10 protein-coding genes are annotated in these 10,347 nt (G+C 40.4%); 8 read left to right on the forward strand and 2 right to left on the reverse strand.

The window, feature by feature from the left end:
* Positions 1–121 precede the first annotated feature (121 nt).
* The 8 genes from I2F23_RS09780 to I2F23_RS09815 all read left to right on the forward strand — a co-directional run bounded on the left by I2F23_RS09780 (position 122) and on the right by I2F23_RS09815 (position 8,396).
* On the forward strand, positions 122–880 hold the full coding sequence (locus I2F23_RS09780) for a C40 family peptidase (RefSeq protein WP_195772417.1): 759 nt from the start codon (positions 122–124) through the stop codon (positions 878–880).
* Positions 873–1,442 carry a tail assembly protein gene (locus I2F23_RS09785; RefSeq protein WP_195772418.1) on the forward strand — a complete coding sequence of 190 codons (570 nt, stop codon included), beginning with the start codon at positions 873–875 and terminating at the stop codon, positions 1,440–1,442. Before I2F23_RS09780 ends, I2F23_RS09785 begins: the two co-directional genes overlap by 8 nt.
* Positions 1,443–1,497: 55 nt before the next feature.
* A complete protein-coding gene (gene gpJ, locus I2F23_RS09790; protein WP_195772419.1) occupies positions 1,498–5,718 on the forward strand; it encodes a host specificity protein J in 4,221 nt (1,406 codons plus the stop codon).
* 32 nt (positions 5,719–5,750) lie between these two features.
* On the forward strand, positions 5,751–6,110 hold the full coding sequence (locus tag I2F23_RS09795; RefSeq protein WP_195772420.1) for a hypothetical protein: 360 nt from the start codon (positions 5,751–5,753) through the stop codon (positions 6,108–6,110).
* Positions 6,111–7,007 carry a hypothetical protein gene (locus I2F23_RS09800; protein WP_195772421.1) on the forward strand — a complete coding sequence of 299 codons (897 nt, stop codon included), beginning with the start codon at positions 6,111–6,113 and terminating at the stop codon, positions 7,005–7,007.
* 87 nt (positions 7,008–7,094) lie between these two features.
* Positions 7,095–7,382 carry a phage holin family protein gene (locus I2F23_RS09805; RefSeq protein ID WP_195772422.1) on the forward strand — a complete coding sequence of 96 codons (288 nt, stop codon included), beginning with the start codon at positions 7,095–7,097 and terminating at the stop codon, positions 7,380–7,382.
* Positions 7,369–7,929 carry a glycoside hydrolase family protein gene (locus I2F23_RS09810; RefSeq protein WP_195772423.1) on the forward strand — a complete coding sequence of 187 codons (561 nt, stop codon included), beginning with the start codon at positions 7,369–7,371 and terminating at the stop codon, positions 7,927–7,929. Before I2F23_RS09805 ends, I2F23_RS09810 begins: the two co-directional genes overlap by 14 nt.
* Entirely contained in the window at positions 7,926–8,396 is a 471-nt protein-coding gene (locus I2F23_RS09815) for a hypothetical protein (RefSeq protein WP_195772424.1), read from the forward strand. Before I2F23_RS09810 ends, I2F23_RS09815 begins: the two co-directional genes overlap by 4 nt.
* Positions 8,397–8,399: 3 nt before the next feature.
* Here I2F23_RS09815 and I2F23_RS09820 read toward each other — a convergent pair whose 3' ends face one another.
* Positions 8,400–8,999, reverse strand: coding sequence for a hypothetical protein (locus I2F23_RS09820; RefSeq protein WP_195772425.1), 600 nt, complete (start codon positions 8,997–8,999; stop codon positions 8,400–8,402).
* Positions 9,000–9,049: 50 nt separating this feature from the next.
* Positions 9,050–10,063, reverse strand: coding sequence for a tyrosine-type recombinase/integrase (locus I2F23_RS09825; protein ID WP_195772426.1), 1,014 nt, complete (start codon positions 10,061–10,063; stop codon positions 9,050–9,052).
* Positions 10,064–10,347 lie beyond the last annotated feature (284 nt).

The raw sequence follows: 10,347 nt of genomic DNA on the forward strand, positions 1-10,347 counted from the left end.
TATTCATTACTTCTTCTAGGTATCGTATTTGGTTTTATTGGTTATTTTTTATCGAAGCATATCGACAAAGTATGGTTATCTTATAAAAACGCACGAGTCACATCCAAAAAGAGGTCTGCGAATGAAAATAACAGATGAACTTAAAAAACAGATTATGACTGCAAGTCGTGATGCTTATCCCGATGAAATGTGTGGGGTAGTCATTCAAGGTGAGTTTATTCGTTTAGACAATGTTTCTAAACGCCCACAAGAACACTTTGAAATGGATCCTAAAGGACTGGCTAGATTAGAAGATCGAGGAGAGATTGAAGCGTATGTGCATTCACATCCTGATGGTACAGCAGTGGCTTCAGCACTGGATAAGCATCAGATTGAACTGCACGGTAAGACTTGGATCATCTGTGCTTATCCAGCGGCCGACATTCAAACATATGAGCCATGTGGCTATCAAGCGCCTCTTGTTGGACGTTTGTATCACCACGGTTGGCAAGACTGTTATGCATTGATTCGTGACTTTTATAGTCGTGAGCTTGGTATTGAGCTACTTGATTTTGAGCGTGATGATCGTTGGTGGGAAGCCAAAGACCACGCCTCATTGTATGTGGAAAACTATGCCAAGACAGGTTTTGTTGAAGTTGATCAGCCACAATATGGTGATGTATTGCTGTGTACTGTAGGGCGTACAGAACATCCAAATCATGCGCTCATTTGGCTTGGTGAGAAGTGGCAGTTAAAGACTGAAACCACTGAGCCTTGTCATGGCAATAGCTTGTTTCTACATCACCCATACAATCAAAGTTCAAAGCGTGAAATCTATGGCCCGAATTGGTTAGAAAGAACTGTGAAAGTGCTTAGACATAAGGCGGTGATGCATGTATAAAACCATCCGCTTCCATGGCCTGTTACGCGAACAATTCGGTAAAGAATGGCGGTTGCAAGTCAACTCAGTGCAAGAAGGTATGCGCCTACTTGCAGTACAGATCAAAGGTCTTGAACAGTTCTTTTTAAATGCACATTTAAAGGGCTTACGCTTTGCTATCTTTATCGATCATCGCACCACCATTTCTGAACAAGAATTGGATATGCAGAACAACGCTGAGTTGATTCGGATTGTGCCAATTGTCGAAGGTGCTGGCGGTGCACTGCAAACAGTACTCGGTGCCATCATGATTGGTGTGGGTGTATTCACTTTTGGTACAGGTACAGTTGTCGGTATGGCATTGATCGGTGCAGGGGCAGGCATGGCCATCGGTGGTGTGACTTCAATGCTGATGCCCAAAGCCAATACCTCTGATGCCAATGATTCTAATAAATCCAATTATGGTTTTGGTTCTGCGGTTACGACAGTTGCCCAAGGCAACCCAGTACCGATTTTGTATGGCCAACGTGAAGTTGGTGGTTTCATTATTAGTGCAGGGCAATATCCTGAAGATATGTTGTAAATAAATAGATGAAATGATTAGGCGCTTTATGCGTCTTTTTTGTTGGGAAAATTCAATGAAAGTACAAGGCGCAAAAGCAGGTTCAGGCAGTACACGCCAAGCCGTGGTTGCAGATGATTCTGCACAGTCAAAAACCTACATGAAAGAACTGCTTGGCATGTCTGAAGGTGAAATTGAGGGCTTGGCCAATGGGTTGCAGTCTGTGTTTTTGTCAGATACACCACTACAAGACAGTAATGGCAATAATAACTTTAAAGAAGTGACGGTAAGCTTTCGACCAGGAACCAATGATCAAACCTATATTGAAGGTTTTCCTGAAGTATCCAATGAAATTGATGCAGGGGTGGAGTTAAAAACCAATCCTTGGGTTCGTTCAATTACCAATCTCGATATTAATGCAGTTCGGATACGCCTACGCTGGGGTGCACTCAGAACTACAAATGCCAGTAATGGCGATGTGACTGGTGTCACTATTCAATACGCCATTGATGTGAGTACTGATGGCGGTGCTTATGTTGAAATGGTCAATGCAAAAATCAGTGACAAGACCTCAGATAATTATGAGCGTCCTCACCGTATTGACTTACCACAAGCAAGTAGTGGTTGGAATATTCGCGTTAGACGACTTACACCGCCTGCAAACTCAGATTATGTCACCGATAAAATGTATGTCGCTTCATATGCAGAGGTCATTGATGCCAAGTTGCGTTATCCCAATACTGCACTCTTAGGTGTGCAATACGATGCGCAAAACTTCTCAGGTGTTGCACAAGTTTCTGCAGAAATGAAAGGGATCAAGATTCGGGTACCAAGTAATTATGATCCAGTTGCAAGAACGTATGTTGGCATTTGGGATGGTTCATTTAAACGCGCCTATTCTAATAATCCAGCGTGGATCTACTTTGATTTATGCACGGCTAAACGTTATGGCCTCGGTGATCGTATTTCTGACAGTATGCTCGATAAAGCCAGTCTGTATCGTTTGGGCCAATACTGTGATGGTATGGTGAGTGATGGTCAAGGCGGTCAAGAGCCACGCTTTACTTGCAATATCTATATTCAATCTGCAGAAGATGCATACTCCATTTTAAGCAAACTTGCCGGGGTATTTCGTGCCATTTCTTATTGGGATGGCAACGCGATTATGTGTGATGGCGATATGCCACAGGATGTATTTTTTAACTACACCAATGCCAATGTCATCGATGGGAATTTTGAGCGCTCAGGTACACCTTACCGAGATCGTCACAACGTGGCCAAAGTCGCTTGGTCAAACCCACAAAACCGCTATAAAACTGAATATGAAATCATTCGTGATGAACAAGCGATCAGTAAGCAACGTGTGATTAATGTGGTTGAGGTGGATGCTTGGGGTTGTACCTCACGTGGTCAGGCACAACGTGCAGGGCATTGGGCTTTAAAATCTGAACAGTTAGAGACCCAAACGATTCATTTTAAAGTCGGTCTTGATGGACATATTCCTGTACCGGGTAAAGTCATTTCTGTTGCTGATAACAATTATGCCGGGCGTTTTATTGGCGGACGTATCAAAGCCATTTCAGAGGATTTAAAAACCATCACCTTAGATCGTGAAGTGACAGCAATCAATGGCGATAAGTTCTTGGTCAATAGTGAGCAAGGGCAAGCCACTACACGCTATATTGCCAGTGTAAATGGTGCAACGATTACTGTTACACAACCTTTTGATCAGGGTTCAATTGCGGTACAAAATGTATGGACCATTGACTCAAGTATTCTTGCAACACAAAAGTTTCGTGTGTTGACGGTCAAACAAGATGAAGAACATCAATTTTCAATCTCTGCGCTTGAATATAAGTATGAGAAATATGATGCGATTGATCGTGGTGCCTACATTGACAATACAGCACCTGTTTCTGTGGTTAGTCCAAGTACACAAGCTGCGGTGCAGAATGTCACGATTTCATCGTATGACCAAGTCCAACAAGGTATTAACTTAGCTACCATGGTGATTGCTTGGGACAAAGCAGACTATGCGGTGAAGTACCTTGTTGAGTGGAAAAAAGATGATGGCTCTTGGATTAAGATGCCACTGACTGGCAATACGTCAGTTGAAGTACCTGGTGTGTATGCAGGCAGTTATATGGCTCGGATTACTGCCTATTCAGCTTTTGAGAATGCATCACTACCGACCACATCAAGCTTAACCGCGCTTTCAGGCAAGCAAGGTAAGCCACCCAAGTTGGCATACATTCAAGCCACAGGTACCATGTTTGGTATGAAAGTACAGTGGGGCTTTCCAAATGTAGGGGCATTAGACACAGCCTATACAGAGATTGAATATTCCACAACATCTAACGGTGCAAATGGTGAGGTGTTAGGTTCATATGCCTATCCAACCACGATGATGCAGCAACAAGGATTATCAGGCAATTTAACCCTTTGGTATCGAGGTCGTTTGATTGATCGCATTGGTAATAAAGGTGATTGGTCGGACTGGACCAGTGGCACATCTACTGCACAAACGACTGATATTTTAGATGCGCTTTCAGGTCAAATCACTAGATCCCAACTTGATAAAGATCTTAAATCTCAGATTGATAAGATCGATACCATTGCAGGGCTTGATGGTGATGTGGGCAATATCATCAACAAAGTGAATGAAGTCCAGCAAACGGCTGATAGTGCACTGTCAAAAGCACAGCAAGAGGCGCAAGATCGTGCGACTGCAGTTCAAAGTTTACAAGATTCATTGGACCAAGAAGGCAAGCAACGAACGACAGCGATCAGTAGCTTAAATGATGGTTTGACCGAGGAACAGAGTGCACGTAAGAATGCCGATGAAAGTATTTTAAATACGGTTGAAACGTATAAAACAAGTACTGACAAAAGCCTTGCATCTGCACAAACCTCTATTGATCTGGTCACAACAGCACAAACGGCAACAGCTAAAAAGCTTGATGGGGTGTATGCGAAAGTAACACCAATTACTGCAGATTCAACAACACTCACAGCCGATAGCATGAGTAATGAAGCATCTTCATGGACAGTGCAATCCGCTATTGTAGATGGGGATAATGCGTTAAGTCAGCGTATTGATGTGACACAAGCACAGGTCGCAAGCAATAAAGCTTTGATTCAATCTGAGCAAACTGCACGAAGCGATGCAGATTCAGCACTTGCAACACGTATTGATACCGTGACAGCCAGTACTGCAAACAACGCATCATTAATTCAACAGGAGGCAAAAGCACGATCTGATGCAGATACGACACTGACACAGCAAATCAATACAGCACAAAGCACAGCAGACAATGCTAAATCACTCATTACCACTGAATCAACCACACGTGCCAATGCTGATACAGCACTTGGTCAACGTATTGATACGATTTCTGCCAAAGCCGATGGCAATGCCTCTGCAATTGTGCAAGAGCAAAATGCACGTGTGGATGCAGATACAGCCAATGCGAAAGCCTTAAGTGATTACAAATCACAAAATGACAAGGCGGTGGCAGGGGCAACACAGTCGATCAATACATTGACCACACAGCAAAAAGCACAGTCTGAGAAATTAGATGGTGTATATGCGAAAGTCACACCAATTACTGCAGATTCAACAACACTCACTGCAGATAGCATGAGCAATCAGGCTTCAAGTTGGACGATTCAATCTGCAATTGTGGATGGAGATAATGCACTCAGTCAGCAAATCACCACACTACAAGCACAAGTGGGTACAGATTTACAGAAAAGCATTGCTGCGATTAAGCAAGAAGTCACTGCAGTTGCAAGTAGTACTTCGGCAACAGCTCAGTCTGTGAATACCCTACAAACCACTGTTGGCAATAACACTGCATCAATTCAGTCACAGCAAAGTTCGATTGATGGCTTAACCGCAAGGGCAAGCCTGAAATTAGAGTCGGGCAATGTGATTGGTGGTGTGGCCATTGAGAACAACAGCAAAACAGTAGATGCGATTTGGCGCGCCAACAGTTTTGCCATTGCACCACCTGCAACTGCTGACAATCAAACACCGGCATATATGTTTGTGTATCGAGCAACAGCGACTACTTTGCCAAATGGCACTGTGATTCCAAAAGGCTTGTATTTGGATAGTGCCTATATCGACCAGATTGATGCTAGTAAAATTTATGTACAGAAGCTGAGTGCGCTCTCTGCGGATCTAGGTACATTCACTACATCAAACGATAAAGGCACAATGACGATTCAAGGCACAAGTATTGAAGTGAAAGATACCAATGGCGTGGTTCGCGTCAAGATGGGGATTTGGTAATGGATAAACTGGTTTGCAATATCGGTGGTGAGTTGTTCTCACCACTAGAATTTGACTTAGCGATTTCTTATATCGCCACTAAAGTTCAACTGCCCAATAAAAACCGTTCAGGGGACAAGGCCTCATACGAGTTTAATATTGATCCAAGTATTAAGAATCCTACCTTCTACTTACAAGGTGATCCGGGCTTTCGTATGGGTTCAACCAGTAATCCCACCAACTTACGTTATTTACCAAGTGTCAATTTCTATATGGAAGATTTAGGCAGTAGCAAATGGCGCGTGACGTTGGTGGCCAATTACCGGGAAAGCAATATGAGTACGGTGGATATTCCAGATCCAATCATGAGAGACAGTATGCAACTACTTGTTGTGGGCTATCGAGGGGCATAAATGACAACCTATTTTCAAGTCAATGGCGCGAGTGGTGAGGTTGCCATTGATGATCAATTTGAATGCCCGAAGTTCTTGGCCAAGTATCGTGTTACTGCCAAAGATTCATCTTCTACAGCAACACCTGCAGGAGATTATCTTTTAAGGCTCGATTATCAAAAGTATCTACCATATCGCAATGTATATACCTTCATGCGTTTTAAAGATTTACGCAGTATTGGCGTGGATATGGATACCACAGATGATAGTGTTCGTGAGTTTGCATCAAACATTCTGATCTTTATCAAACCCATCACGGCCAATTCAGGTTATAGCGTGGATGTGAAACCAAGATTTAAGATGGCGACATCAGGTTATCGTGCTGAAGAGCTTGGTGTGTATAAGAGCAGTGATGGGTATTACGAACTGCAAATCTTGTTGTATGCCAACGTACAAAACTTTGAAGCCTTGATTGCCTTATATACCACAGCACCATTGGTTCCTGCTAAGAATGGTATTTTGGTTTTTAATGCACAAAGCAAACTCTTATTCGATGGTACGAAAGGATACTTACAGCATGTAAAAACTTTGTCAGGTGGGATTAAGGTCGGGAGTAATGTCAGTATTGCAGGATCTTACTCGGTCACATTGCCCACCAATTTGAATGTGGATCATCTTTTTATCAGCTGTAAAAGTCCGTTGCCGTATTACGGGGCAGACAACATCAACAATAAAGGGGTATCAGTGGATTTCACCTTTTACTATCCTACATTCACGGTCAGTTCAAATACGCTCAAGATTGATATTAAAGCCGAGCATGTGGTGACTTATTCCAATACCAATGCACAGTTAAATCAGTTTTTTGAAACACTAATCTATTGTCCTTTTCCTGAAGGCATAACCACCTTAACACCTTAAATAATCAGTACATCTACCTAAGCACCTTTCGAGGTGCTTTTTTTATACCTAAAAATCACTAAAAAAATAGACACACTAGAGGCAAGCATGACAGATCGGCAACAACTGGTAGATACAGCAAACACGGTCTTTACCAATAAAACAACCCAGATTGGCGCATATACAAGTACAGGTGCAGGGATTATATCGGCACTTTCAAAGATTGATTTGGTTGCACAGATTTTCTTATGTATTGGCCTAATCACACTCAGTATCACGATTTTAAGCTTCTTGATGAATTGGCGATATAAGTACAAACAAGATAAGCGCGAGCAAGAAATTCACATCGTCAAAATGCAGTTAATGAAAGAAGGGAAATGGCATGGACAAGAATAAATATCTTATTTTGGGTTCGATTGTTGCTGCAATAACAGGTGTACCTTCGGCTTATTACTTGACTGGTGTTAGTCCACACGGTGAACAAGCAATTGCACAGCATGAGGGTTATCGTGCCAAACCGTATCGAGATCCGGGAGGTGTAGTCACACAAGGACATGGCTCTACATTTAGACCAGATGGATCACGTATCAAGATGACAGACAAGGCGATTTCTAAAAAAGAAGCATTGCACTATTTACATGCACATATCGCTCGTCATCAAAAAGTATTTAATCACTCTCTACGCAACATTCGCTTATCTCAGACTGAATACGATATCTATGCAGATTTCGTTTATCAGTATGGGATTGATGCATGGAAGGAGTCATCGATGCTTAGACACTTACATCATGGCCAATATGTTCAAGCATGTAGATCGTTAGAGAAATGGCGTTTTAGTCGAGTGGGTAAAGTTAAAGTGGATTGTCGCCTTAACTCAAAGTGTCGTGGTGTTTGGAATCGTCAGAAATGGCGAATTGAAAAGTGTTTAGAGGTGAACCAATGACCTATCTATTACTGGCTTTGAAGTACTGGCGAGAATGCTTAATTGCATTACTCGCTTTTTTAATTTTGTGTCTGCTTATGATTTTGAATCATAAAGATCACAGCATTGAGAAACTGAAGCAAGAGCATATTAGTTATGTGCAAACTCAAACTGAGCTTAACTTAAAAGCTCAGGTCGCAGCGCGTGAAAAAGAGAAAGAATATCAAAATCAAATCATTCTAGCTGAAAGGAATTACAGTGAAAAAATTAAACAAATCTCACATGATGCTCGCATTGCTGAGTCTCATGCTAACAGCTTGTCAAAGCAACTTGCCACAGCAAACCAACGTCTGTCCACAGCTACCCGAGAAGCTCAAACTGAATATGCCCAAAAGCTCTCAAACGTATTCGATCAGTGCGTCACAGAATATCGAAAAATGGCAGAAAGAGCTGATGGGCACGAAGCTGATGCAGAGCGAGTAAATTAAAAATTATTTAATAAAGATGTAACTTTTCAGTACCTCTATTATCTCTTCATTTAAATTACGAATACGTGTTATTTTGGCACGATGGTTTTTCGGGTCATCATTTATATTATCATGATAAGCCCATGCAATTGATGTAAGACATTGTTGATATTCAAGAATTTTCTCGTAAAGATCATTGTTTTTATCTAATTTTATGAACAGCATATATTGAGGTATATTAGAGTCTAAAATATTTGAAACATTATTTATTGATTTTAGAAAATCTATTACGCTATATTGCTCACTTGCTAATAACCGAAAGTTAACTCCATCAAGTATTCTTCTTTCATTACAAAGTAATGCTGCAATAGCTGCAGCATGATTGGAAAAAATTTGTTTGTTATGCTGCTCTTTCCAATCATTAAATAAATGTGCAGCTATAATAGCTGCAGCTATAGTAGCTGCAGCTGAAGAAAAACTAACAGTATTGGATAAGGTGTCCTTTACAATTGTACAATTTTTAAATAAGTATAAGAATAAGAAGTTCAGAAATGCAAAAACTATAATCATCCATATAGTTTTCCAAAATATATTATCAATTGATTCTTTAATTTCTTTTTTCATTATTTTTATCCATTAACCATGTATTTATAGTAAGTGATCAAGCCAATATATTAATCGTCTAGCATTTTAACTATATCTGAAACATTAGGGTTGTAATAAGTATTTACCAATACTTTAATTGTTTTATGACCTGTTATCTTGGCTAAAACTTCAACTGGTAGCTTTCTTGCATTTACCAGTCTTGTAATAGCTTCGTGTCTAGTATCATGAAAGTGTAAGTCATCTAAACCAACTTTGGCTTTTGTTCTCTCAAATTGCAGTCTAAAAGCATTTTCAGTTAGTGGAATTAGTCTATTGTCATTATGCGTTATAAGAGATAATAACTGCCGTGCTTGCTTGGTAAGAGGTACATCACGACTTTCACCATTCTTTGTGTCTTCAAGATGGATATGATCGTCAAATATATGACTCTTACGTATTGCCAATATTTCACCACGTCTCATTGCAGTTTCTAACGCAAATAGGAACGCCCATGCAACATATTGGCCACTGGTCTTTGGTGAGCCCCCAATTTCGTAATTAAAACTTTCCAGTAGAAGTTCGATTTCACTCTGAAGTATTCGTCGATTTCTAGCTTTTGGTCTCTTAGGTTTCTTTAGTCCAAAGAATGGATTTGTATCAAGTAAAAATAATTCTTTATAAGCATAAGTGAATACAGCACTGTAGAGAGAAATTTCCTTTAGTACAGTTCCATCAGATACTTCTTTTTGTCTTTTATTGCGCCAGTGAGTTAGATCCTGTGCAGTAATATCTAAGATATTCTTTTGAGCAAGGCTGCCAAACTTTTTCTCAAAAGAGGAGAGTTGTTCTTTAATGTACTTTCTAGATTTCGTATCTTGACCATGTGCTTTGTAATACATGGAAAATAAATCTTGAAAAGTTGTAACGACTTTCTTTTTTTCTTCGACTTCTTCTTTTGGGGTAGAGTTTGCCTCGATAGTACGATTCATAGCCCAATGTAAACATTCTTGAGCAGTATCACGAGTACAGTATTCTCGTTTACCGTGAACAGTAATTGAAATAGACCAACTATTGCCACGTTGACGAGGCTTAGGTAATTTCACGCCTAAAACTCCATTTATTGATGAATTGTAAATTTATGTAAAAATAATACGTTATTTGAGCGCTACGTTTAATTTTAAGCGCTCGACACGATTTTTTGACACAAATCCTGACACAATCATGACACAAAATAGGGTTTATTTGGATTATTTAATGCAACAAATAAAACATATGCAACATTTAAGAAATTAAAAAAGGGCTTACAAGTCATTGAAATTGCTTGTAAACCCTTGTTTTATATTGGTAGGCATATCCAGATTTGAACTGGAGACCTCTACGATGTCAA

The organism is Acinetobacter pollinis (assembly GCF_015627175.1).
Classification (GTDB): Bacteria; Pseudomonadota; Gammaproteobacteria; order Pseudomonadales; family Moraxellaceae; genus Acinetobacter; species Acinetobacter pollinis.

Excerpts from the sequence above, each read along its gene's own strand:
- I2F23_RS09780 (WP_195772417.1), top strand. The coding sequence starts at position 122 with ATGAAAATAACAGATGAACTTAAAAAACAGATTATGACTGCAAGTCGT.
- I2F23_RS09820 (WP_195772425.1), bottom strand. The coding sequence starts at position 8,999 with ATGAAAAAAGAAATTAAAGAATCAATTGATAATATATTTTGGAAAACT.
- I2F23_RS09815 (WP_195772424.1), top strand. The coding sequence starts at position 7,926 with ATGACCTATCTATTACTGGCTTTGAAGTACTGGCGAGAATGCTTAATT.
- I2F23_RS09800 (WP_195772421.1), top strand. The coding sequence starts at position 6,111 with ATGACAACCTATTTTCAAGTCAATGGCGCGAGTGGTGAGGTTGCCATT.
- I2F23_RS09785 (WP_195772418.1), top strand. The coding sequence starts at position 873 with ATGTATAAAACCATCCGCTTCCATGGCCTGTTACGCGAACAATTCGGT.
- I2F23_RS09810 (WP_195772423.1), top strand. The coding sequence starts at position 7,369 with ATGGACAAGAATAAATATCTTATTTTGGGTTCGATTGTTGCTGCAATA.
- gpJ (WP_195772419.1), top strand. The coding sequence starts at position 1,498 with ATGAAAGTACAAGGCGCAAAAGCAGGTTCAGGCAGTACACGCCAAGCC.
- I2F23_RS09805 (WP_195772422.1), top strand. The coding sequence starts at position 7,095 with ATGACAGATCGGCAACAACTGGTAGATACAGCAAACACGGTCTTTACC.